General features: G+C 59.2%; 22 protein-coding genes. 5 read left to right on the top strand and 17 right to left on the bottom strand.

The window, feature by feature from the left end; genetic code table 11:
• The 16 genes from lpxA to ABOK31_RS06455 all read right to left on the bottom strand — a co-directional run bounded on the left by lpxA (nucleotide 1) and on the right by ABOK31_RS06455 (nucleotide 17,468).
• Nucleotides 1-816: an acyl-ACP--UDP-N-acetylglucosamine O-acyltransferase gene (gene lpxA / locus ABOK31_RS06530; protein ID WP_174174709.1), complete on the bottom strand. Its 816-nt coding sequence runs from the start codon at nucleotides 814-816 to the stop codon at nucleotides 1-3.
• Nucleotides 813-1,286 (bottom strand): 3-hydroxyacyl-ACP dehydratase FabZ, encoded by a 474-nt coding sequence (gene fabZ, locus ABOK31_RS06525; protein WP_092715537.1) that lies wholly within the window; start codon nucleotides 1,284-1,286, stop codon nucleotides 813-815. Before fabZ ends, lpxA begins: the two co-directional genes overlap by 4 nt.
• Nucleotides 1,279-2,346: a UDP-3-O-(3-hydroxymyristoyl)glucosamine N-acyltransferase gene (lpxD, locus tag ABOK31_RS06520; RefSeq protein WP_349958199.1), complete on the bottom strand. Its 1,068-nt coding sequence runs from the start codon at nucleotides 2,344-2,346 to the stop codon at nucleotides 1,279-1,281. The genes fabZ and lpxD overlap by 8 nt, the downstream gene beginning before the upstream one ends.
• Nucleotides 2,347-2,396: 50 nt before the next feature.
• A complete protein-coding gene (gene bamA / locus ABOK31_RS06515; protein ID WP_349958198.1) occupies nucleotides 2,397-4,730 on the bottom strand; it encodes an outer membrane protein assembly factor BamA in 2,334 nt (777 codons plus the stop codon).
• Between the two features lie 197 nt (nucleotides 4,731-4,927).
• Nucleotides 4,928-6,601 (bottom strand): RIP metalloprotease RseP, encoded by a 1,674-nt coding sequence (gene rseP / locus ABOK31_RS06510; RefSeq protein ID WP_349958197.1) that lies wholly within the window; start codon nucleotides 6,599-6,601, stop codon nucleotides 4,928-4,930.
• A gap of 23 nt (nucleotides 6,602-6,624) precedes the next feature.
• The gene (locus ABOK31_RS06505) at nucleotides 6,625-7,458 is read right to left on the bottom strand and encodes a phosphatidate cytidylyltransferase (RefSeq protein ID WP_349958196.1); all 834 of its coding nucleotides are present in this window, start codon (nucleotides 7,456-7,458) and stop codon (nucleotides 6,625-6,627) included.
• Nucleotides 7,458-8,204, bottom strand: coding sequence for an isoprenyl transferase (locus ABOK31_RS06500; protein ID WP_174174700.1), 747 nt, complete (start codon nucleotides 8,202-8,204; stop codon nucleotides 7,458-7,460). Before ABOK31_RS06500 ends, ABOK31_RS06505 begins: the two co-directional genes overlap by 1 nt.
• 109 nt (nucleotides 8,205-8,313) lie before the next feature.
• Nucleotides 8,314-8,874 carry a ribosome recycling factor gene (gene frr / locus ABOK31_RS06495; RefSeq protein ID WP_174174697.1) on the bottom strand — a complete coding sequence of 187 codons (561 nt, stop codon included), beginning with the start codon at nucleotides 8,872-8,874 and terminating at the stop codon, nucleotides 8,314-8,316.
• Nucleotides 8,875-8,929: 55 nt separating this feature from the next.
• On the bottom strand, nucleotides 8,930-9,649 hold the full coding sequence (gene pyrH / locus ABOK31_RS06490; protein ID WP_174174695.1) for a UMP kinase: 720 nt from the start codon (nucleotides 9,647-9,649) through the stop codon (nucleotides 8,930-8,932).
• A gap of 135 nt (nucleotides 9,650-9,784) precedes the next feature.
• A complete protein-coding gene (gene tsf, locus ABOK31_RS06485) occupies nucleotides 9,785-10,711 on the bottom strand; it encodes a translation elongation factor Ts (protein WP_174174693.1) in 927 nt (308 codons plus the stop codon).
• Nucleotides 10,712-10,983: 272 nt separating this feature from the next.
• Nucleotides 10,984-11,751, bottom strand: coding sequence for a 30S ribosomal protein S2 (gene rpsB / locus ABOK31_RS06480; protein WP_047633284.1), 768 nt, complete (start codon nucleotides 11,749-11,751; stop codon nucleotides 10,984-10,986).
• 187 nt (nucleotides 11,752-11,938) lie between these two features.
• The gene (locus ABOK31_RS06475) at nucleotides 11,939-13,045 is read right to left on the bottom strand and encodes a hypothetical protein (RefSeq protein ID WP_349958195.1); all 1,107 of its coding nucleotides are present in this window, start codon (nucleotides 13,043-13,045) and stop codon (nucleotides 11,939-11,941) included.
• Entirely contained in the window at nucleotides 13,045-13,662 is a 618-nt protein-coding gene (locus ABOK31_RS06470) for a 5-bromo-4-chloroindolyl phosphate hydrolysis family protein (RefSeq protein ID WP_174174689.1), read from the bottom strand. Before ABOK31_RS06470 ends, ABOK31_RS06475 begins: the two co-directional genes overlap by 1 nt.
• A 108-nt stretch (nucleotides 13,663-13,770) precedes the next feature.
• Entirely contained in the window at nucleotides 13,771-15,345 is a 1,575-nt protein-coding gene (locus tag ABOK31_RS06465) for a VWA domain-containing protein (RefSeq protein ID WP_349958194.1), read from the bottom strand.
• A 4-nt stretch (nucleotides 15,346-15,349) separates the two neighbouring features.
• Entirely contained in the window at nucleotides 15,350-16,429 is a 1,080-nt protein-coding gene (locus tag ABOK31_RS06460; RefSeq protein WP_349958193.1) for a toxic anion resistance protein, read from the bottom strand.
• 211 nt (nucleotides 16,430-16,640) lie between these two features.
• The gene (locus ABOK31_RS06455; RefSeq protein WP_174174684.1) at nucleotides 16,641-17,468 is read right to left on the bottom strand and encodes a cell envelope integrity EipB family protein; all 828 of its coding nucleotides are present in this window, start codon (nucleotides 17,466-17,468) and stop codon (nucleotides 16,641-16,643) included.
• A gap of 135 nt (nucleotides 17,469-17,603) precedes the next feature.
• Between ABOK31_RS06455 and ABOK31_RS06450 the strand changes: the two genes are divergently transcribed.
• The 5 genes from ABOK31_RS06450 (at nucleotide 17,604) to ABOK31_RS06430 (ending at nucleotide 20,978) form a co-directional block, all read left to right on the top strand.
• The gene (locus tag ABOK31_RS06450) at nucleotides 17,604-18,071 is read left to right on the top strand and encodes a RidA family protein (protein WP_174174682.1); all 468 of its coding nucleotides are present in this window, start codon (nucleotides 17,604-17,606) and stop codon (nucleotides 18,069-18,071) included.
• Nucleotides 18,071-18,790 (top strand): glycerophosphodiester phosphodiesterase, encoded by a 720-nt coding sequence (locus ABOK31_RS06445; protein ID WP_349958192.1) that lies wholly within the window; start codon nucleotides 18,071-18,073, stop codon nucleotides 18,788-18,790. Before ABOK31_RS06450 ends, ABOK31_RS06445 begins: the two co-directional genes overlap by 1 nt.
• 123 nt (nucleotides 18,791-18,913) lie before the next feature.
• A complete protein-coding gene (locus tag ABOK31_RS06440; RefSeq protein ID WP_349958191.1) occupies nucleotides 18,914-20,101 on the top strand; it encodes a GNAT family N-acetyltransferase in 1,188 nt (395 codons plus the stop codon).
• Nucleotides 20,102-20,244: 143 nt separating this feature from the next.
• Nucleotides 20,245-20,673, top strand: a complete 429-nt coding sequence (locus tag ABOK31_RS06435) for an HIT family protein (RefSeq protein WP_174174676.1) — start codon at nucleotides 20,245-20,247, stop codon at nucleotides 20,671-20,673.
• 14 nt (nucleotides 20,674-20,687) lie between these two features.
• On the top strand, nucleotides 20,688-20,978 hold the full coding sequence (locus ABOK31_RS06430; protein ID WP_349958190.1) for a Dabb family protein: 291 nt from the start codon (nucleotides 20,688-20,690) through the stop codon (nucleotides 20,976-20,978).
• Nucleotides 20,979-21,066: 88 nt separating this feature from the next.
• On the opposite strand, the gene clpA is transcribed toward ABOK31_RS06430, so the two are convergent.
• On the bottom strand, nucleotides 21,067-23,601 hold the full coding sequence (gene clpA, locus ABOK31_RS06425; RefSeq protein WP_174174672.1) for an ATP-dependent Clp protease ATP-binding subunit ClpA: 2,535 nt from the start codon (nucleotides 23,599-23,601) through the stop codon (nucleotides 21,067-21,069).
• Nucleotides 23,602-23,604: the final 3 nt, after the last annotated feature.

The raw sequence follows: 23,604 nt of genomic DNA, 5'->3' as shown, positions 1-23,604 counted from the left end.
TCAGGCCTTGCCGCGATTGGGCGACGACAGTGCGCGATCGCTATCGGCAGCGATGAAATCGAGAATTTCCATCGCTTCCTTGCAGTCGGCATATTCATCGCGGATGGCGGCTGCATTATCGCGAACCGAACCTTCGGTCTCGAAGATGCTCTTGTAAGCGCGGCGAACGCGATGAATGACAGCGCGGTCGATGCCCGCGCGCGTCATGCCGACGATATTCAGCCCGGAAAGCACGCCCGGATTGCCGTTCAGCATGCCATAGGGAATAACATCATAGCTCGCAGCCGTGAGACCACCGATAAAAGCCTGTCGACCAATGCGGGTAAACTGATGTACCGCGCAACCGCCGCCAAGAATGGCGCGATCCTCGATGGTGACATGTCCAGCCAGCATGACGTTGTTCGACATGATGACGTTGTTGCCGACGCGGCAGTCGTGAGCGACATGCGAGTTGGCAAGAAACAGGTTGTTGTTGCCAACGATCGTCTTGCCACCGTAATCGGCCGTGCCGGTGTTGATCGTCACGCCCTCGCGGATCGTGCAGTTCTCGCCGATATCAAGCGTCGTTTCCTCGCCGTGATGATGAACGCTCTGCGGATCACCGCCAACAACGGCCATCGGAAAGATCTTGGTTCCCTTGCCGATCGTCGTACGACCCGTCACGACGGCATTGTTGAGCAACTGAATATCGTCATGCAGCACAACTTTGGGACCGACATAGCAGAACGGACCGACAACAACATTCTCGCCGACGACCGCGCCGTCTTCGATAACCGCCAGCTTATGAATGCGGGCGCTCTTTGCGATGCTGCTCATGCCTGTTCCTGGTCCTTCCGTACGATCATCGCACCGATATCGGCCTCGGCGACCAAAGAACCGTCGACCTTGGCATCGCAATGGAATTTCCAGATGGTGCCGCGCTGCTTCTGCTTGACGACATGGAATTCGACGCGGTCGCCCGGAACGACCGGCTTGCGGAAGCGGGCATTATCGATCGTCATGAAGTAGACGAGGTTGCCGCCGATGCCGTCCTTGCGGGCGCAGATCGCGCCGGCGGTCTGCGCCATGCCTTCAATGAGCAGCACGCCCGGCATAATCGGAGAACTCGGAAAATGGCCAGTGAATTGCGGCTCGTTGGCCGTCACGTTCTTGATGCCGATCGCGGAATTATCGCTATCGATCTCGATGATCCGATCGACCATGAGCATGGGATAGCGATGCGGCAAAAGCTTCATAATTTCCAGAATGTCAGCCGACGACAACGACGCCTTGGCTTCTTCAGTCATGCTCCGCACTCCCGTCTTTCTTGTCTCTGGCTCCTGACCGCTTTGCGATCTCCGCCGATTCCCTTAGAAAATCCCAAAGCGGCCGCGCCGGAAGACCCGCATAGCGCTCGCCGGCCGGGATGCTGTTCATCACGCCGCTCTTGGCACCGATCTGCGCGCCGTCGCCGATGTGGATATGCCCATTGAGGCCCGCCTGACCACCGATCTGCACACCATCGCCGATCACCGTACTGCCGGCAATGCCGACCTGACTGACGATGGCACAGTGGCGACCGATGCGGACGTTATGTCCGATCTGGACCTGATTGTCGATCTTCGTGCCTTCGCCGATCACGGTATCATCCATGGTGCCGCGATCGATCGTCGTATTGGCGCCGATCTCGACATTGTCCTGGATGATGACGCGGCCGATCTGCACGATCTTGACCATACCGCGCGGCCCAGGCGCATAACCAAAACCGTCCTGCCCAATGCGCGTGCCATTGTGGATGATGACGCCATTGCCGAGATAGGCACAGAGCACGCTCGCACCGCCGCCGATGCTGCAATTGCGCCCGATCTTGACGCCCGGTCCGATAAGGGCGTTGGGGCCGATATAGGTCCCCTCGCCGATCTCCGCGCCCGGGCCGATGATCGCACCCGGCTCGACGCCGATATCGGCCTCCAGCTTCGCAGTCGCGTCGATCGTCGCAGCAGGGGAAATTACACGCGGATTCACGGTGAACGTAACCGGGCGCATGGCTTGCGGATGCAGCAACGCACCGGCAATGGCGAAATCCGTATGCGGCTTCTTCGACAGAAGTACCGGGATATGATCGGGAACGAAAGATTTCAGCGCCGGTAGGCAAATGATGGCTGAAGCCTTGCAGGTCTCCAGCTCAGCTCGATTCTTTCGGGAAAGGATATAACAAACATCACCTTCGCCCGCCCGATAGACGGGAGCGATAGATCTGATGACGACCTCCGAAGAAGTCGCATCAGCCAATTCCGCCCCAAGATGCTCAGCCAATTGTTTCAAGCTGACGCCACCATGGGGCGGGAAAAAACCAGTATGTTCCATAAGCACAGCTCCAGAACGGTGTTCAAGCCCGCAGTTCTGGACTGCCGATATCAGAACTGGTTGGCGATGCCAAACCGGAAATTCTCAACCTTGTCGTAGTCTTCCTTGAGAACCGGCACAGCATAGTCAACGCGGATGACACCGAACGGCGACGACCAGATCAGACCAGCACCGAGCGATGCACGGATCGAGTTGTCATTGTGAAGCGTATCGCCGAAGAGATTCGCCTTGTTGCCGTAGAGCGTGCCTGCGTCAGCGAAGGCTGCAATACGCAAGCCGATATCCTGGGGAACACCCGGCATCGGCATGCTGGCTTCAGCCGAAGCGGTGAAGTAGGTCGTACCACCGAGCGGATCGCCATGCGACGAACGCGGACCGATACCGGCATTTTCGAAGCCGCGGATTTCACGGCCGCCGAGCGTGAACTGATCAAAGACGTTCAGCTTGCCATTCGTCGGCATCACGTAGCCGGCACCCACCGTCAGCGAGCCGATGATATCGGCTTCGTCGCTGATCATCTGATAGTAACGAGCCTTGCCGCTCAACTTGTAGAAGTCAGAGTCGCCGCCGAGACCCGCAAATTCATGCGTGAACTTGGCGATGAGGCCTTCGCGCGGAAGATTCTGATCGTCCAGCGTGTTGTAGGTGAAGGTCTGCGAGACCGTCGACTGTACCCACGGACCGTTCTCGACGAGGTTGAGATACGGAGCCGAAAGATTGTTTTGCCAATCGTTCGTGCCATCGTAGGTCAGGCGCTTGTAGTTGTAGCGCAGGGTCGTCGCCAGATTCTCGGTGATCGGCGCGGTGACGCGCAGCGAGAAGCCTTCTTCCGAATAATCGTAGTAATCGTCGCTCGACGTCTGGTTCTTGAAGATATCGAAACCGGCAGCCAGACGATAACCGAGGAAATAAGGCTCGGTGAACGAGATGTTGTAGGTACGATTACCTTCCGTACCGGCACCTGCGGCGAGGCGAATGTACTGACCGCGGCCGAGGAAGTTCTTTTCTTCGACCGAAGCTTCCAGAAGCAGGCCGCCATTGTTGCCGACAGCGTAGCCGGCACCGATACCGAAGGAGCCGGTCGGCTGATCTTCGACATTGACGATGACGATGACGCGGTCCGGAGCGCTGCCCTGAGCCGTCGAGATATCGACCTTGGTGAAGTAGCCGAGCGCATCAAGGCGACGCTTGGCGCGCGTGATCATTTCCTGATTGAAGGCATCGCCTTCGTTAAGGTCGAACTCGCGGCGGATGACGTAATCGCGCGTGCGGGTGTTGCCGCGGATTTCGATGCGCTCGACATAGGCGCGCTCGCCCTGGTCGACGAGATATTCGATACCGATGGTGTGACCGGACAGATCGCGGTTACCACGCGGCGTGATGCGGGCGAATGGATAGCCAGCAGCCGCGACGCGCTTGGAAATGTTCTCGATCGAAGTCTGGATATCCTTGGCGCTGTAAACATCGCCCTTGTGGGTGATGACAAGGCCCTTCAGCTCGTCGGCATTGATGCCTTCGACGGTCGAGATGACGTTGATGTCGCCGTAGGTATAACGCGGACCTTCATCGACGTTGAAATTCAGCGTGTATTCGTTGTTCTGCTCGTTCAGCGTCGCATCGGCGCTGACGACGCGGAAATCGGCATAACCATGGTTGTAGTAGAACTGACGCAGCTGATCCTGATCGCCCTGCAGGCGCTCGGGGCTGTAAACGTCCTTACGCGTCAGGAACGACAGGAAGTTGCTCTTCTTCGTGCTGATGACCGAAGCAAGGCGACCGCTGCCATAGGCCTGGTTGCCGGAGAAATTGATCTTGTCGATCTTGGTGCGATCACCTTCGTTGATGACGAAGGCCACGTTCAGGCGGCCCGGCGCGACCTCGGCGGTCTGCGTCGTTACCTGCACATCGTTACGACCAATGGATGCATAGGCATCCTTGATGGTCTTGACGTCAGCCTGGACGGTCGCTTCGTTATACGGGCCTGCCGCATGGGTCTGGACGATCCCCTGCAGCTTGTCATCCTTGATCTTTCGGTTGCCGTTGAAGACCACGGCGTTGATGAGCTTGTTTTCGCTGACCGATACGACCAGCGTGCCGCCCGAAACGGTGATGTGGACATCCGAGAAATATCCGGTGGCATAAAGCTGCTTCACCGAAGCGTCGATGTCACTGGGGGAGAAGCTCTTACCGGGCTTAATGGTGATATTATCCCGGACAGCCGTCTCACCGACACGCCCAGCCCCGCGAACGTCAACCCGCTGAATAACAGCTGCTTCCGCGACTGAAACAGAGGCAAGGGTGATCACACCAGCGCCCGACGCAACAACACCTGCAGACAGCGCTACCGCCGACACTGCGTTCAAAAATTTTGAACCAGCCTTCATTTCACTTCTTACCTTTTTTCAATCGTCCCCAGCCCCGAGCGAACCCGATTCCGGCCACGTGTGTCGTTTTACCCGCTTTTGACATACAAGCAAGGGAGCACGTTAATTTCTGTTTACTTCATTTCAAAGCGTGGCCCATTCGCCACTACGGCTTTGAAACATCGTAAATAAATCGTAATTTTCCTCTCGTCGCCCCACTAGCCTATTCTGGAACTAATATCGTTCCAGGTCGCAAACACCATGAGCGAGAGCACCATCGCAAATCCAATCCGGAAAGCGATATCCTGCGCTCGTGCACCCAGAGGTTTTCCCCTTACAGCTTCAATCGCATAGAACATCAGATGCCCGCCATCAAGTACCGGGACCGGCATCAAATTTAATAACCCTATTGAAACAGAAAGTATGGCGGCGAATTGGAGCACCGCAGAAAAACCCAGGGTTGCCATTTGTCCGGAGAGTTGCGCAACCCGGATAGGCCCGCCAAGCTGATCGGCCTTCATGTATCCGCCGATGACGTTGCCGATATATTCGAAGGTGCCGGAAACGATGCTGCCGGTCTGCTTCACACCTTCGGTAAGCGCCTGCAGCGGCCCATAAGCCTCGTAACGCAGCCTGATAGGCTTCTGCCCATCGCTGATGCCGATCGTGGCAATCTCCGTTCTGGCGCCGAAGATATCGGTCTCTTCCGACTTTTTCGGTGTCACTGTCACGTCGCGTGTCTGGCCGTTGCGTTCGACCGACAGCGCCATGGGCTTGTCGGCGTGAGCTGCCGCATAACGCTGTACTTCGCCGATGGAGCTGATCTCTCGTCCATCCACAGAAAGAATGCGATCACCAAGTTCCAAGCCGGCCGTCTGAGCCGGGCTGTCGGAACCGATCGATGCAATCAGGGGATCGATCGGCGCGATGCCGATGCTGCCGACATCTTTCTTGTTGCCGGATGCATCCGTATCCACCAATGTCGCCGTCACGATCGGCAAATCGCGGATCGCGCCATTGCGCTGTATGGTCAGCACGATGCTCTTGCCGGGGCGCTCGGCGATATAGCGGCCGATATCGTAATAGGTGGCGGCGTTGTTGCCATCGACGGCAATCAGGCGATCTCCCGCCTGCACGCCGGCCTTTGCTGCCGGTCCAGCCGGCTCTATCGCGGTCACGACGGGATCGACGAGTGCGATACCGATGCGGCCCATCTCCATCTTGTTGCCGAACTGATCCGTGTCCTCGACGAGTTTCGGAACGATCCGGAAATCGCGATTCTGACCGTCGCGGTCGACAGTCAGCACAATCGTGCGGCCCGGACGCAGCCCGACATAGCGCTGCACTTCATCGAACGTCGTCACCTTGTTGCCGTCGACTGCGATCAGGCGGTCGCCCGGTTCGATGCCGGCTTCCGCGGCCGCGCCGTCGCGCGTCACCATGGCCACGACGGGATCGGCAACCGTGCGGCCGTAAACGCTGAAAAGGACTGCGAAGATCGCAATAGCGAGGAGGAAATTGGCGATCGGTCCCGCTGCAACGGTTGCAGCCCGCTTCCAAAGCTTGGCTCCGGCGAAGGATTGGGCGCGCTCCTCCTCCGTCATGGCCGAGAGCTGATCCACGTCGGTCTTGCTGGAGGCATCCTCGTCGCCGAAGAATCGTACATAACCGCCGAGCGGAATGAGGGAGAGCTTCCAGCGCGTGCCGTGTCTGTCGGTAAATCCGGCAATCTCCGGCCCGAAGCCGATCGAAAAGGCCATGATGCGGATGCCGGACCAGCGACCGACCAGATAGTGGCCCATCTCGTGCACAAAAACGAGCAACGACAACACAAAGACAAATGTGATGACATTGTTCGTCAAGAAACCGATGAAGCCAGCCGCGCTACCCATGCAACGATCCTGTTCGTGTTAATTCAGACCCCGAGCAGAACGCCGCCCAATGAAAAGGTCTCGCCGCTCATTGTCAGCGATATTACGATAGCCAACAAAAACGCTGCAAAACAAGCAAAAATTAGTCCATCGACCCGATCCATGACGCCGCCATGCCCGGGAATCAGATGGCTGGAGTCTTTCACGCCAAACTTGCGCTTGACGAACGACTCGAACAGATCGCCGATCTGACTGCAGACGGAAAGCACCAGGGCAAGGAGAGGAATCCACAGATCTTCGGCTGAAAAGAAGCTCCAGACCACCGCCGTTCCCGCGATGACGGCCGCGATAGCACCGCCGATGGCGCCCGACCAGGTCTTGCCCGGCGATATGCTCGGCGCGAGCTTCGGCCCGCCGATAGCCCGGCCGACGAAATAGGCAAAGATGTCGGTCGCCCATACCGTGGCAAAAATGAACAACATCAGCACGAAGCCACGAAAATCGTCATCGCGGATCTCGGCAAGGGCAATCGCCGTCAATCCGGAATAGAATATGCCGCCCGGTAGCCACCAGCTCTTGCCACGCACGGCGACCATGATCGCCGTGACGGCAACGAAGGCGGCCAGAACCTCGATGGAATAGACGGATTCGCTTAATGCCGTCGCACCCGCGATCAATACGAGCCCAAGCCAGCCGAGCGCGTTTCCCTGGGGATCACGGCCGTGCAGATCCGATATCGTCGACCATTCATAATAGACGAGCAGGCCGATCACGGCCGCCAGCAGCCGAAAACCCGAGCCGCCATACCAAGTAGCGGCAAGAACGATGACGGCGAGAATGAAGCCGGAGATGATACGCAGCCTGAGTTCGCGACTCATCAAGACCCCACGGCCGCCGCCTGCTTGGCGGAAAGCCCGCCAAAGCGCCGGTCGCGCGCAGCATATTTCTCCAGTGCGGCAAAGAAGAGATCGCGGCTGAAATCGGGCCAATAGTCCGGCACGAACATGAATTCGGAATAGGCGGCCTGCCAGAGCAGGAAATTCGAGAGCCGCTCTTCGCCGCTCGTGCGGATAATGAGATCCGGATCAGGAATGCCGGCAGTGTCCAGACGGGTATCGACCAGCTCCGGAGTGATATCCTGCGGGCGCAGCCGCCCCGCCTCGACATCCTTTGCAAGGCCGGCAAAGGCACGCGTGATTTCATCGCGCGAACCATAATTGAAGGCAATGACCAGCGTCAGGGCCGTATTGTTCCGGGTGGTCTCCTCCGCCTCGATCAGCAAGGGCAGGATATCGCCGCGCAGACCAGTGCGATCGCCGATGACGCGGATGCGCACGTTCTGGCGATGAAGTTCTGCAAGGTCCCGACGGATGAAAGCCTTGAGGAGGCCGAGGAGATCGCTCACCTCCGCCTCGGGACGGCGCCAGTTCTCCGAGGAGAAAGCGAAAAGAGTGAGATATTTTATGCCGATATCGCCGGCTGCCCGCACCGTCTCGCGAACCGCCTCCACGCCCTTGCGATGGCCCATGGTGCGCGGAAGGCCGCGCGCATTGGCCCAGCGACCGTTGCCATCCATGATGATGGCAACGTGTTCAGGTACGACAGAGAACGTAGGAGCTGACATAGGGGTCCGGTTTCGTTCGGCGGAAAGATGCTCTGGCCTCATAATCTAGGGCGCAGTCGCCGCTTTCAATATTGCGAAAATCGAAAGCGCGACACTCCCCAGCGTACGATCAGACCTGCATGATTTCCTTTTCTTTGTCGGCTAGCAAGCGGTCGACTTCCGAAATCGTCTCATCCGTCATCTTCTGCACACGTTCGGAGAGCGAGCGGCTCTCGTCCTGACCGATTACGCCGTCCTTTTCGGCCTTTTTGAGGCCGTCCATACCGTCGCGGCGGACATGGCGAATCGCCACCTTCGCCTTTTCGGCATATTCATGGGCAACCTTCACCAGCGAGCGGCGGCGCTCTTCATTGAGCTCCGGCAGCGGAATGCGCAGGTTCTGACCATCGACGATCGGATTGAGGCCGAGATTGGATTCGCGGATCGAGCGCTCGACGGCGCCAACCATCGACTTGTCCCATACGGACACGGTCAGCATACGCGGCTCCGGTACGGTGATATTGGCAACCTGGTTCAGCGGCATGCGCGAACCATAGGCTTCGATGGTGACCGGATCCAGAATGTTGGCGGATGCGCGCCCGGTGCGCAGTGAGGCAATGTCGCTCTTGAATGCCGCAATGGCACCATCCATACGGCGCTTCAGTTCCTTGAGATCGCTGGCTTCACTCATGTCTATGCTCCCCTGTAATGAGGCGACACCGGGCTGACCCGGCGTCACAGGAATGTCAATTGTCTGATACGATGGTCTTGCGGCCGCCGCCGGTCAAGATTTCCGCGAAGCCGCCCTTCTCGTGAATGGAGAAGACGACGATCGGAATTGAATTTTCGCGTGCAAGCGCCACGGCAGCCACGTCCATGACGGCCAGCCCCTTCTCGAGCACCTGACTATGGGTCAGATGGTCGAAGCGCTCGGCATCGGGGAACTTCTTCGGGTCGGCGGAATAGATGCCGTCGACCTGGGTGCCCTTGAAGATCGCCTCGGCACCCATCTCGGCGGCGCGCAGCGCGGCCGCAGAATCGGTGGTGAAGAACGGATTGCCGGTGCCGCCGGCAAAGATCACCACGCGACCGAGCGAGAGGTGATAGAGCGTGGCGCGCTGCGAGAAGCTTTCGCAGATTTCCGGCATGGAGATGGCCGAGAGTACGACGGTGTCGATATCGAGCTTGCGCAGCGAGGTCGCCAGCGCCAGCGCGTTGATAATCGTGCCGAGCATGCCCATATGGTCGCCGGTCACGCGGTCGCCACCCTTGGAGGCCACCGCAACGCCGCGGAAGATGTTACCGCCACCGACCACGACGCCGACTTCGACACCCATGGCGCGCGCTTCCGCGATATCGCCGGCAATCCGGTCGGCGACGGTGACGTCGATGCCGAATCCCTGGCTGCCCATCAGAGCTTCACCGGAGGCCTTGAGCAACACGCGCTTGTAGATCGGCTGGGACATCGTAGCTCCTTGAAGTGATCATCGGGGGAATGATTGTGAAAGCCGGATACACGAAGGGCACCGCGTTGTCACGCGATGCCCATACGTTTTCCCTGATATGGTTTCACCAAACCAGGATATGTCTCTTTTCGGCGATCAGCCCTTAGCGACGGCCGCGACTTCGGCAGCGAAGTCGGTTTCTTCCTTCTCGACGCCTTCGCCGAGCAGCAGGCGGGCCATGCCGGTGATTTCGATCGGGGCGCCGGCGGTCTTTTCAGCTTCCTTGATGGCAGCAGCAACCGTCAGGTCCGGGTTGATGACGAAAGCCTGCGAGAGAAGAGCGACTTCCTCGAAGAACTTGCGCATGCGGCCTTCGACCATCTTTTCGATGATGGCTTCCGGCTTGCCGGATTCGCGGGACTGCTCGATGAAGACGTTGCGTTCGCGCTCGGCGACTGCGGCATCAACTTCTTCGGCGCGGATAGCGAGCGGGTTGGTAGCAGCAATGTGCATGGCAACCTGGCGGCCGATCGACGTCAGCACGGCCTTGTCACCGACCGACTTCAGGGCAACCAGAACGCCGAGCTTGCCGATGCCGTCGCCGGCAGCGTTGTGGATGTAGGTCGCCACGACGCCGTGCTCGACTTCCAGCTTGGCGGCACGACGAAGCGTCATGTTTTCGCCGATGGTTGCGATCGCGTCCTTGATGGTGTCGGCGACCGGCTTGCCGGATGCGGGATAGGTCGCGGCAGAAATGGCTTCGACCGTGCCGTCGGTGGACAGCGCAACTTCGGCAACGCCGCGAGCGAGGTCCTGGAAGGCATCGTTGCGGGCAACGAAGTCGGTTTCGGAGTTGAGCTCGACGACAACGGCCTTGTGACCGGCGCCGGCAATGGCGATCAGGCCTTCAGCGGCGGTGCGGCCAGACTTCTTGTCGGCCTTGGAGATGCCCTTGGCGCGCAGCCAGTCGATCGCGGCTTCGATATCGCCGTTCGTTTCGGTCAGCGCCTTCTTGCAGTCCATCATGCCTGCGCCAGACTTTTCGCGCAGTTCTTTCACCAGTGCAGCCGTAATCTCGGTCATAAGCTTCCTCTTGTCGGTTCATACGGTGCGGCAAACGGCGTTGAGCCGAAGCGGCACCGATTTGAGGGACGAAATGTACCCGTAAGTATGACAGCGTTATGAAGCAGCGTCATACTGTGGAATTCTGTTTGGAACATGCCTGGATTTTCCGCCCAGGCAACACGTTACCTAAAATGCGATAAGGCCGCTCGAACTTCTTGAAGTCGCAAACGGCCTTATCCCGGATGTCAATGCGCTTGAGCGGGCAGTCTACTGCCCGCCTCGCGGCGCGATCAGGCTTCGGTGCCGTCCGCCAGGGTCGGCTCGACCGGAGCTTCTTCAGAAGCGCCGAGGTCACGGCCCGATGCGCTCTGCTGGCGAGCGATGCCATCGATGGCAGCGCGCGAGATCAGGTCGCAATAAAGAGCGATGGCGCGCGAAGCGTCGTCGTTGCCCGGGATCGGGTAGTCGATCAGGTCCGGGTCGCAGTTCGAGTCGATGATGGCGACAACCGGGATGCCAAGGCGCTTGGCTTCGTCGATCGCGATCTTTTCCTTGTTGGTGTCGATGATGAACATCAGGTCCGGCGTGCCGCCCATGTCCTTGATACCGCCGAGGGCCTTGTCGAGCTTTTCGCGCTCGCGCTCAAGGTTCAGACGCTCCTTCTTGGTGAAGCCCTGGGCTTCGCCGGAGAGGATTTCGTCGAGCTTGCGCAGACGCTGGATCGAGTTGGAGATCGTCTTCCAGTTGGTCATCATGCCGCCGAGCCAGCGGGCGTTGACGTAGTACTGGGCCGAGCGCTTGGCGCTGTCGGCGATCAGTTCGGACGCCTGACGCTTGGTGCCGACGAACAGAACGCGGCCGCCACGGGCAACGGTGTCGCTGACAACCTGCAGAGCGCGGCTCAGCATCGGAACCGTCTGGGCGAGGTCGATGATGTGGATGTTGTTACGATCGCCGAAAATGTACGGCTTCATCTTCGGGTTCCAGCGATGCGTCTGGTGGCCGAAGTGAACACCTGCTTCGAGAAGCTGGCGCATAGAAAAATCGGGCAATGCCATGCCTTTGTATCCTTTTCCGGTTGAACCTCCGCAAGGCGAACAGCATCCTCTTCGAGAATGCCACCGGGCGGAACAATCCGGATTTCTCCCGGACAATCCCATGCCTTACGTGTGGAATGCGGGTGCCCATACCTTCGATTCGCTTGGAATGCAAGGCTTTTGGACCAAAAATAAGCGTGCCCTGCCCTCAGCTGGCCAATTTATCGAGCAGAGCCAGCATGACATTGGCGTCCGGCATGGGCAATACGGCATCGATTTCGGCCGGCAGCAGGCCGGCAATCGCGCTGTCTGCATCACCGGTCGCAGTGCCGAGCGGGCCGCGGAAGCCGTGTTTGGTCCAGGCGAGCTCCTGCAATCGCGGACTGATGAGAGCCTCGATCATGCGATCGACCTGTTCGTCGATGGCGATCAGCGGATGCGCAGAATAGACGGTCGGGTGCGGATAGAGCACAACGGGCTTGGCGCTGTTGCTCGCCTGAACCCTCTTCCAGCGCTGAGGATCGGCGATGATCCACTCCACCAGCTGATTCTCGTAGCCGACGATCATCGGTTCACCACCGATGCCACCAGCGAGATACTGTTCGAACAGCTTGCCCGACGACGACGACTTGAAACCCATGTTGCGGAAGATGGCCTGCGCCCTGTCGCCGAACAGCGCGAGACCGTCAGCGCTCGCCACATTACCACTCAGGAGGCTCAGCACCAGACCGGAGAACATGAAGCCGGAGTTGGAGCGGTTCGGATCCGTCGACACGATCCTGGCCTGACCATAGAGCGAATTGACGCCGAGCTTCGACCAGTTCGTGCCGGCGAGCACAGCATCCAGCAGCGCCTTGAGATCAAGCTGGTGCTGCCCTTCCGGCGTCGTGGTGACGAGCCCCGCCTTGGTCAATCCATCCACCACGGGCTGCCAGGAATAGACGACGACGGGCGTGTTGAGGATAACGCGGTCATTGCGGATCTTGAGGCCGTTCTGCCGGGCGATATCGACCATGATCGACGAGGAGGGCCAGAGGAAGGCCGGGTTTTGCGACAGAAGCGCCTGCTCGCGCACCATCTCCACGGAGCCCGCGACACGGCTGTTGATTTCGAGCCCATGGCTGTGCAGCGCCGAGATCACGTCCGGATCGGCGAGGAATGCTTCCTTTTCACCGCCGATGAAGCCGAAGAGCTTGGTGCTGTTGCCGAGCAGCCCCTGCAGCTCCGGCCGGTCCTTGACGGCGAAATAGCCTCCGGTCCCTGCGACACCGGCGGCAAGAAGCCCTACTCCAAAAGCGCGGCGGGAAATGGCCATCAGCGTCCTATGTCCTCTTTGAGCGAGGCCTGTATCAGGCGCAGCTCCGTATCAAGCGTATCGAGCCTGTCTTCAACCAGGCTGTCGGAATAATGTACGAAAGCGTCTTCCAGCTTGGTCAGAACGAGGCCGACCTCCTGCAGGCGTGCGGCATCCGGCTGGCGCTTCGCCTCGATGACGGCAAATCCCTCCGCTACCTCCGCCGCGCGCGGCAAATAATAGCTGAGGAACCGCCGGACGGTGCCGGCGCTTTCCGGATTGGCCTCGACCTTGGCGAAGACGTCGGCGGCAATTTCCGCCAGATGCCGCACCCGTTTTGCCACATCCTTGCTGCCAATCTGTTTTGCCGATGCTTCGAGCCTCTCGGCTGCAGGTGCCGCCGTGCTCAACAGATCGCGAGCAAACTCCATACGTCCCCTGCCGATCGCCTTGGCATCCAGCCCCTCGAACATGCGTTTCGGCGCGAGGACGAAGATCAGACCGACAAAAACGAAAAGACCGATGATCGCTGCGATCCATATCGGCATGCCGGCGAAGAAGCTGAGCACGGGAACAACGATCGCGGCAGCGAGCCCCGCCACGATCCAATTCCAGTCATTGCCGAACCAATTGCGCATTATCGTCCTAGAGCAATTCCGGCAAAAGTGCGAAGCTGCTTTGCGTCCGGAATTGCGTGAAAACAAAGAGATAGGGCATTTCCGTTCCTCCGTTTAAACAGAAATACCCTAGTTGTAGCCGCGCACCGCCCGGAATGCGCTGACCAGATCGCCACGGCCGTCGAAGACGCGCGCTGAGGTCTCTTGCGCGAGGGCGTCGAGCTGCCGCTTGTCCGCATCGCCGAAAGTGATACCGAACACGGGCACATGCGGGCTCACAGATGCCCAGCGGCTCATGAAATAGCCGTTGGCATCGTCGGATTTCCCATCGGTCATGATGACGATCGCTGGCAGGTAGGACGACAGCTCTTGCGTCGACTTCATCCAGTCGAGCGCCTTGCTCGCACAGGCATACATATCGGTACCGCCGCCCGCATGCTGACGCGAGACCCTTTCCACTAAAGTCTTCTGCTGATCGGGCCTTCCCGTCGCCTCGATGGTGGTGCGCACAGTGGCGTCGAAGGGAATGACCATGATGCGATCGGCGGGCGTCCATTGTGCCAGAACCTTGCCGGTCTCGTCGGGGTTGAACAGGAACTGCATGGCAGCCTGCAGCTGCTCCTCGCCCTTACCCGCCATCGAGCCCGAAAAATCGAGGCAGAGAGCCGTCAGCGAAGGCTTGCGCAATGCGACCTGATAGAGATCCAGCGCTTGACGGATCATGGCCGGCTCCGGCATGCGGATGGCCGTCACGATCCGGGTCGGATCGAAATTCCATGTCGGGTCCGGCTTCGCGGCGATATCGGAGAGCGGGATGCGGCGGCCCGTATCGGCGATCCGCTTCTGCACCGGGGCGGAGCGCAAATAGTCGACGAGCTGATTGAAGAAAGTCTCGACCTCCTGCCCTCGCCCATGATCGACAAAGCCGATCGGCGAATCGGCAACGACGACGCCATCGGCCGGGTAGATGGCATAAAGCGGCTCCTTGCCCATGCCGGTAAGCTTGTCGTTGGTTTCCTTCAGGATCGCTTCGTAATTCCACATGGCGTCGTAAAGTACGCCCTTGCCGGCAGACTCCGTATAGAGATCCGCAAGCCAGCCCGACGAGCCCGAGGAACGCTCGACACCGCCAAGCAACGCGCGAACTGCGCTCTGGACATCGGGCTTGTCGAGATCGCCCGGCTCGATAACGGGCTTGTTGCCGAGCGCACTCGACAGCATGGCAAGATAAGCGCTGGCGCCGGAGTTGGATTGCGTGGCCGAGGTCATGAGGAACTTCAGCGAGCCGCTCTTCACCGCCGCCAATATGTCTTTCATATAGACCGGCTTGCCGACCCAGCCGAGCGCCTCGGCCTTGGATTTGCGCACACCGAGAACGACAGGCATCTGCGCGACCGATGTCAGCGACTTCACCCGGCGCTTGGTATCGAACATGTCGACCCAGACACCCGACGCCGGCCAGACGGCATCCTGCTCGACACCCTGCTCGCTCTGGAGTGCCAGGCCGATATCCAGCGTGCCCTCGTATGAGAAGCTGCAGGTCGTCTTCTTCTCCTTGCAGAACTCTTCGACGATCAGTTGCAGCACGGTGTTTTCCGAGCCGGAAATGATCGAGAACTTCGAGACCTGCCCGCCGACATTGCAGCCGCTCAACAGGAGCGCGGCCGCCAGGGTCAGCGCGGTAGCAAAAGTGCGGATTGCCATGGATTCACCGCGCCTCGATCATCGCCTTTTTGAGCTCAATGGTCATTTTCTGCATCCGCTGTTCGGCCTCGGCCCGCTTGGCGCGGCCGTCCTCCTGCACCTTCAGGACGCCACCGATCGTGTCGATCAGGTCGCGATTGGCGGCGGCGAGCGTGTCGATATCCACGATACCGCGCTGCGATTGCTGTTCTATGGCGATCGCCTGATCCTTCATCATTTTCGATGCCTGGCGGATCATGTCATTGGTGGCGTCGGTGACGGTCTTCTGCAGTTCGAGGGCCGACTTCTGCTGGGTGAGGCCGAGCAGAATCACCATCTTCTGCTTCCAGGCCGGCACAGTCAGCGCCGACGTCGCCTGCAGATTTTCGATCAGCGTTTCATCGCCCGACTGGACGATGCGGATCTGCGGCAATTGCTGGATACCAAGCTGGCGGGCCTGTTGCAGGTAGAAAACCCGCTTTTCCAGCCGGTCGAGTGCCTGAAGGCTGTCCTGATAGACCTGCGCCTCCAGCATGCCGCCACCGGGATTGGCCGAAGCCGCATCAGCGGCACTTTTCAGCCGGGGAAGTTCGTTCGCGCGAAAACGCTCGGCGAAATCCTTGCCAGCTTGGACATAGGCATCGAGCTGTACGATCGATTGCTTGGTCTCTTCATGCAGGTCGTCCAGAAGGGCGATGTCCCGGCGCAAAACATCCTTGTGACGGTCAAGCTCTAGCCCGATGCGGTCGATCTGGCCGGCCACGTCCTCGAACTGCTCCTTGAAACGCTCCAGCTTGGCCCGGAACGAGGAAAACATCCGCGACAGGAAACCTTCGTCCTTCAGCGAGGCCGGATCGAGCTTCTTCGATTTGACGATGATATCGGTCAACAGCTTGCCGACTTCGCCGAGATCGCGGTTGCGCACCTCGCGCAGGATACGGTCAGAATAGTCGGAAACGGCCTGCTGGGCACGGTCGCCATAAACGGAAATGCCGGCGCGGTCGGTCAGATCGATGCTGTCACCGATGCGGGCGATCTCAGCCGGATCGGCGACGGCGACCGGCAGAGTGTTGTTGGAACCGGTGGAGATATCGGTATTGCTCATAGGTCGTGCTTTCTCGTCCATAGACGCGGAGCCGACCGCAAAAATTGCCAATCGCCCCCAAGACGATGCCCCCGCGCGCCCCACTACAATTCCTGATCGGCGCAGAGAGAAGCTACACTTACCTCTGCGTGCCGATCATTTCACACAATAGTGAAACTTGGATCACAGTTTTATGACAAGGATTTCGCATCGAGGGAGCGCTACGAGAAAGCTATTGGCACGCCTTGTTGTCGAGAACCTCGAGCTTGGTGAGCTTGCCGGTCAGCACGAAGTCGCCATAGTCCATGGTGAGGTCGCGCGTAATTCCGTTCTCATAGAGCTTGAAAGACATGCGATAGACCGGCATGGCGTCGCCCGTGGACTTTTCATTGAAATAAGCCACGGTCACCGGCCAGAAAGGCGTCTTGGAGAAGGCGCCAGCCTTGTCGGCATCGGGATCATCCGTTGCTGGCGTCTGTTCCTTGCCGACGACAGTGGTCGCGATCAGCGGCTTGTCGCCGTCATCGGAACCGTCAAAGACCTGTGCCTCGAAGAAGTTCTTGCCGAGCTTCGCATTGTGGATGATGTCGAGCATATGCTCCGTCGGGAAGCGGCTCTCGATGATCTGGACCTGTTTGTTGTGCGGCTGCGTGAGATCGACCTTGATACCCTTCTGGTCGTCGCTTGCGGCGCCGCGCACATCCTTGTCGAGCTGATTGTCGGTAAAGGACTTGGTCTCGAAACGGAACAGGCGCTTGCCGAGATCCTCGAAGGTCGTCGTCTGCTGGTCGCTGACGCGGGTGGAATCGCCAGTGTCGATCTTCGTTACGAAGCGGAAATTGGTGGTGAATCCGGTACAATCGGAGCCTTCGAACTCATAGACCATGCGGCCGACCATGCCGGAAATTCCGGACCGATCGGAAGCATCCTTCAGTTCGAGATCATAGACGGCGCGATGCGCGATCAGTCCGCTCGGGCCGGCCGCATAGGCTGCCGAAGTACCCAGTGACAGAATGCTCAGGCCCGAAACGATGGAAGCAGCAAGACTCGAGCGGAACATTCATTATCTCCTGTTGGACTCGCACGCGATGTTATAAGAACGCTTTCGGCTGAAACGAGGCTGCCGATCCTAAGTGACGGAATTTAGTCTTGATGCCGGATTTTTGAAGTTTTTACAACAAAACGGGAGATGAAAATGTCCGACGCTATCGAGGGCCGCCTGAAGGAACTCGGCATCGCTCTGCCGCAAGCTGCAGCACCAGCTGCCAACTACGTTCCCTATGTCATCAGCGGCAATCTCCTCTATCTCTCCGGCCAGCTACCGATGGAAAATGGCAAGATCGGCGTGACAGGTCATCTCGGGAAGGATGTGGACGTTGCCGGCGGACAACGCGCAGCCGAACTCTGCGCCATCAACATTCTCGCCCAGGCGAAGGCTGCTCTTGGCGGCGATCTCGGCCGCATCAGGCGCCTGATCAAGCTGAACGGCTTCGTCGCCTCGACCCCTGATTTCGTCGAGCAGCACCTTGTCATCAACGGCGCTTCGAATCTTCTGGCAAACGTACTCGGCGAAGCCGGCAAGCATGCCCGTGCCGCCGTCGGCATGGCAGCCCTACCGCTCAATGCCGCCGTTGAAATCGATGCCATTCTGGAAATCGCCTGATGAGCAAGCTTGCCTGGTTGACCGAGCGTCCCGTCGCTCACCGCGGCTATCATGACATGAACAAGCAAGTCTGGGAGAACACGCTCTCGGCCTTCAGCCGCGCCATCGAGGCGGGCTTTGCCATCGAATGCGACCTGCACTATGCCTCGGACGGCGTTCCGGTCGTCTTCCATGACGACGATCTGCAGCGCGTCTGCAACCTGCCCGGCGAAGTGCGCGAGCGCACCTCGGCCGAACTCGGCATGCTTTCGATCGGCGGCACCAAGGACAAGATCCCGACGCTGAAGCAGCTCCTGCAGCTTTGCGACGGCAAGGTGCCGCTGGTGCTGGAGCTGAAGGGACGCGAGGGCGACGACGAGGGCTTTGCCGAATCCGTTCTTGAAGTACTCGAAGACTACAAGGGACATGTGGCCCTGATGAGCTTCGACCATTGGCTGCTCAAGGACCTCAAAAGCCTGGAAGCGCCCTACCCTGTGGGATTGACGGCCGAAGGAAACAAGCCTGAGACGTTTTTTCAGCATGACGAAGCCATGCATCTTGGGCTAGACTTCATTTCATACTTCTACGGCCACCTGCCGAACCCCTTTGTCACGGCGCAGCGCCAGCGCGGCATTCCGGTCATCACCTGGACCGTGCGCGACGAAGCGGCCCGCAAACATACATTTGCCAATGCAGATCAGATGACCTTCGAAGGTTTTGACCCGCGCATAGTCTCGTAAATCGGGATCGACTGAAGGAGAGGCTTTGCGCAAACCCAAATTATCGCTGCGCCTGTGGCGCGTCCCATCGAACGCATGGCGCAGCGGTGAGAGCCCTCCCTTCCTTCTTAGCGCAAGAGTTTGATGACAGACGAATTATCCATTCGAGTCGAACGATCCTTCAAGAATATCGCCCCGGAGAGCTGGTCCAAGCTGGCCGGAGCGTCCAGAACCGGCAGCGTGCTGCCGTACAATCCCTTTGTCTCGCACGCCTTCCTCTCATCGCTGGAGGAGTCCGGCTCCGCGACCGACAAGACCGGCTGGCTCGGCAATCACCTGCTGCTGGAAACCGATAGCGGTCAATTGCTCGGCGCCGTCGTGGGCTACCTGAAGAGCCATAGCCAGGGCGAATATGTCTTCGACCATGGCTGGGCCGACGCCTTCGAACGGGCCGGCGGCCGCTATTATCCGAAGCTGCAATGCTCCATTCCCTTCACGCCCGCCACCGGGCCGCGGCTGCTTGTTGCCGAGGGACAGGACCGCAGCGTACTGCAGCCGGCGTTGGCCGAAAGCCTCAAGGAAGTCACCCGGCAGCTCGGTGTTTCCTCGGCGCACATTACATTCCTGCCGGAAAACGAAGCCTCCGTCTTCGACGGCGATGGTTATCTGCATCGCACCGATCAGCAGTTTCACTTCATCAACGAAGGCTACCCCAATCACGACGCCTTCCTTGAGACGCTGGCCTCCCGTAAGCGCAAGGCCTTGAAGAAAGAACGGCGCGCGGCAGTCGAGCATGGCATTACCATCGACTGGCTGACCGGCAGCGATCTCACCGAAAACATCTGGGACCAGTTCTTCGCCTTCTACATGGATACTGGCAGCCGCAAATGGGGCCGCCCCTATCTCACCCGGAAATTCTATTCGTTGATCGGCGAGCGGATGCCAGAGGATATTTTGCTCGTCATGGCCAAGCGCGAGGGCCGCTACATCGCCGGCGCCATCAATTTCATCGGCGGCGAGACACTGTACGGCCGGCACTGGGGCTGCATCGAAGATCATCCCTTCCTGCATTTCGAGGTCTGCTATCATCAGGCGATCGATTTCGCGCTGAATAAAGGATTGAAGCGGGTAGAAGCCGGCGCGCAGGGTGAGCACAAGCTGGCGCGCGGCTATCTTCCGGTCATCACCCATTCGGCGCACTATATCGGCCATCAGGGCCTGCGGCGTGCCGTTGCCGATTACTTGAAACATGAGCGGGAACAGGTGGAGGAGATGAGCGAAATCCTCTCCGAACACAGCCCCTTCCGCAAAGGCGAGCGGCAGGATATCTAGGGTTTTTCCGCTTTTCTTCGAATCGCGAAAACGCTCTATCTTTTTGTTTTTACGCAATTCCGGACGGAAAACCGCTATACACTTTTCCTGGAATTGCTCCAGCTGTTCTGGACAACCGCAAACGCAAGACGAGGAGACACTGGATGACCAGCCCCGCCTATGACGACAACAATATCTTCGCGAAGATCCTGAAGGGCGAGATCCCGTCGTACCGCGTCTACGAGGATGAGCACACCGTTGCCTTCATGGATGTGATGCCGCAGTCGCCGGGCCATACGCTGGTGCTGCCGAAATCCCCCTCTCGCAACATTCTCGACGCCGACCCGGCTGCATTACAGCACGCGATCACCGTGGTTCAGAAGATCGCCGTTGCGGTTCAGGAAGCCTTCGAAGCTGACGGCGTCTATATCGCCCAGTTCAACGAGCCGTCTGCCGGCCAGACCGTCTTCCATCTGCATTTTCATGTCATTCCACGCCTGGAGGGTGTCGCGCTTAAGCCGCATTCCGGCAAGATGGAGGATGGCGCGGTGCTGGCGGAAAACGCCAGGAAGATCATCGAAGCGCTGGCCTGAGCGGGAGGCGCCTCATGATTCGCCATACCGTCGCCTTCCGCCTGAAGCACGAAGCCGGCTCGGCTGAAGAAGCCAGCTTCCTCAAGGACGCCCTTGTTCTGGAGAAGATACCGAGCGTCCGGAACTTCGAGCAGCTTCGGCAGACCAGTCCGAAGAACGACTTTACCTTCGGCTTCTCGATGGAGTTCGATGACCAGTCAGGTTACGACGCCTATAACGTCCACCCTGATCATGTCGCTTTCGTCAGGGATCGCTGGGCACCTGAAGTCGAGGCGTTTCTCGAAATCGACTATACGAACCTCTAGCGTAACATTAACACATTCAAATAAGCATATAAAAGGCTGCATTGTTTCCAATGCAGCCTTTTATTTTTCTTAGGTCACCAGAGGGCGATTACTTGCGCGGAACCTTCGGAACCGCGCCGCCGCCCTTGCGTGGCGACTTGCCTTCGGACTCGTCGCTGTCGCTCGACGTCGAGGCCTTGGCCGAGCGGCGGCTGTCGGCTGCCGTTGCAGCCTTGCCGACGCGGCTTCTGGCCTTGACGGTGGTGTCGCCGTCATCCTCTTCCACCTCGACATGCTGTTCACCGACTTCGGCCTCCGGCTTCGGCCGGATCGGAGCAGTGTCAGCAGTCGCATCGAGCAGGATGCCGGTCGAGCCGTCTTCCTTCTTGCCGACCGTAACGGTGACGACGCCACCCTTCTTCAGTTTGCCGAAGAGGATTTCGTTCGCCAGCGGCTTCTTGATGTTTTCCTGGATGACACGCGCCAGCGGACGGGCACCCATCTTGTCGTCGTAGCCCTTCTCGGACAGCCAGGCGATGGCGTCCTCGTGCAGGTCGAAGGTCACGTTGCGTTCGGAAAGCTGCGCTTCCAGCTGCATGATGAACTTCTGCACCACCTTGTGAATGACCGTCGTCGGCAGCGGCGCGAAGGGAATGACCGCATCCAGACGGTTGCGGAATTCCGGGGTGAATAGGCGGTTGAGAGCCTCTTCATCCTCGCCCGTACGCTTGGACGAACCGAAGCCAATAGCGGCCTTGGCCATTTCCGAAGCGCCCGCATTGGTCGTCATGATCAGGATGACGTTGCGGAAGTCGATCTTCTTGCCGTTGTGGTCGGTCAGCGCGCCGTGGTCCATGACCTGCAGCAGGATATTGAAGATATCCGGATGCGCCTTCTCGATTTCGTCGAGCAGAACCACGCTGTGCGGATGCTGATCGACGCCATCGGTCAGGAGGCCGCCCTGGTCGAAGCCGACATAGCCGGGAGGTGCACCGAGCAGACGGGAAACCGTATGACGCTCCATGTATTCCGACATGTCGAAGCGCAGCAGTTCGACGCCGAGCGACGAGGCAAGCTGCTTGGCGACTTCCGTCTTGCCGACGCCCGTGGGGCCGGAGAAGACGTAGCAGCCGATCGGCTTGTTCGGCTCGCGCAGGCCCGCACGAGCGAGCTTGATCGAGGTCGACAGCGCTTCGATTGCCGTATCCTGGCCGTAGACGACCGAACGCAGTTCCTGTTCGAGGTTGGCGAGAACCATCTCGTCATCCTTGGAAACCGTCTTCGGCGGAATGCGGGCCATGGTCGCAATCGTCGCTTCGATCTCCTTTTCGGTGATCAGCTTGCGGCGCTTGGACGGCGGCAGCAGCATCTGAGCGGCACCCGTCTCATCGATCACGTCGATCGCCTTATCCGGCAGCTTGCGGTCGGAAATATAGCGGGCCGACAGCTCGACAGCCGTCTTGATGGCGTCGTTCGAATAGCGCAGGTGGTGATACTCTTCGAAATAGGGCTTGAGGCCCTTCATGATTTCGATGGCATCCTCGATGCTCGGCTCGTTGACGTCGATCTTCTGGAAGCGACGGACGAGAGCCCGGTCCTTTTCGAAGAACTGACGGTATTCCTTATAGGTGGTCGAACCGATGCAACGGATCGCACCCGAGGAAAGAGCCGGCTTCAGCAGGTTCGACGCATCCATCGCGCCGCCGGAGGTGGCGCCCGCACCGATGACGGTGTGGATCTCGTCGATGAACAGCACGGCGCCCGGATACTCTTCGAGTTCCTTGACGACCTGCTTCAGGCGTTCTTCGAAATCGCCGCGATAACGGGTGCCGGCGAGCAGCGTACCCATATCGAGCGAAAAGATCGTGGCATCGGCCAGAGCTTCCGGAACCTTGCCTTCGACGATACGCTTGGCAAGACCTTCGGCAATTGCCGTCTTGCCCACGCCGGGGTCTCCGACATAGAGCGGGTTGTTCTTCGAGCGGCGGCACAGCACCTGGATGGTGCGGTTGACCTCGGAGTTGCGGCCGATCAACGGATCGATCTTGCCGTTCTTGGCCTTCTCATTGAGGTTGACGCAATAAGCCTTCAGCGCGTCCTGCTGCTTCTTGCCATTCCCTTCCTCCTGCTCGCCGCGGGAGGTCGGCTTGCTTTCGGATTCGCTTTCTTCGGCGCCGCGCGGCGTGCGGGTCTGGGAGGAGCCCGGGCGCTTGCCGATGCCGTGCGAGATGTAGTTGACCGCGTCGTAGCGGGTCATTTCCTGCTCCTGCAGGAAGAAGGCAGCATGGCTTTCCCGTTCCGCGAAAATCGCGACGAGGACATTGGCGCCCGTCACTTCCTCGCGGCCGGAAGATTGTACGTGGATCACGGCGCGCTGGATGACGCGCTGGAAGCCGGAGGTCGGCTTCGAGTCCTCGTCATAGCCCGTGACCAGGTTGGAGAGTTCATTATCGACGTATTCAGTCAGAGTCTTACGGAGCGCGTCGAGATCAACATTGCACGCGCCCATGACAGCTGCGGCATCGGCGTCGTCTACCAGCGCCAAAAGCAGATGTTCCAGCGTGGCATACTCGTGATGCCGCTCGTTCGCGTAGGTCAGTGCCTGATGCAGCGCCTTCTCAAGACTAGGCGAAAATGTTGGCACGTT

The organism is Rhizobium sp. ZPR4 (assembly GCF_040215725.1).
In the GTDB taxonomy this organism is placed as follows: Bacteria; Pseudomonadota; Alphaproteobacteria; order Rhizobiales; family Rhizobiaceae; genus Rhizobium; species Rhizobium rhizogenes_D.
This window is presented reverse-complemented; position numbering and strand designations above follow the sequence as displayed.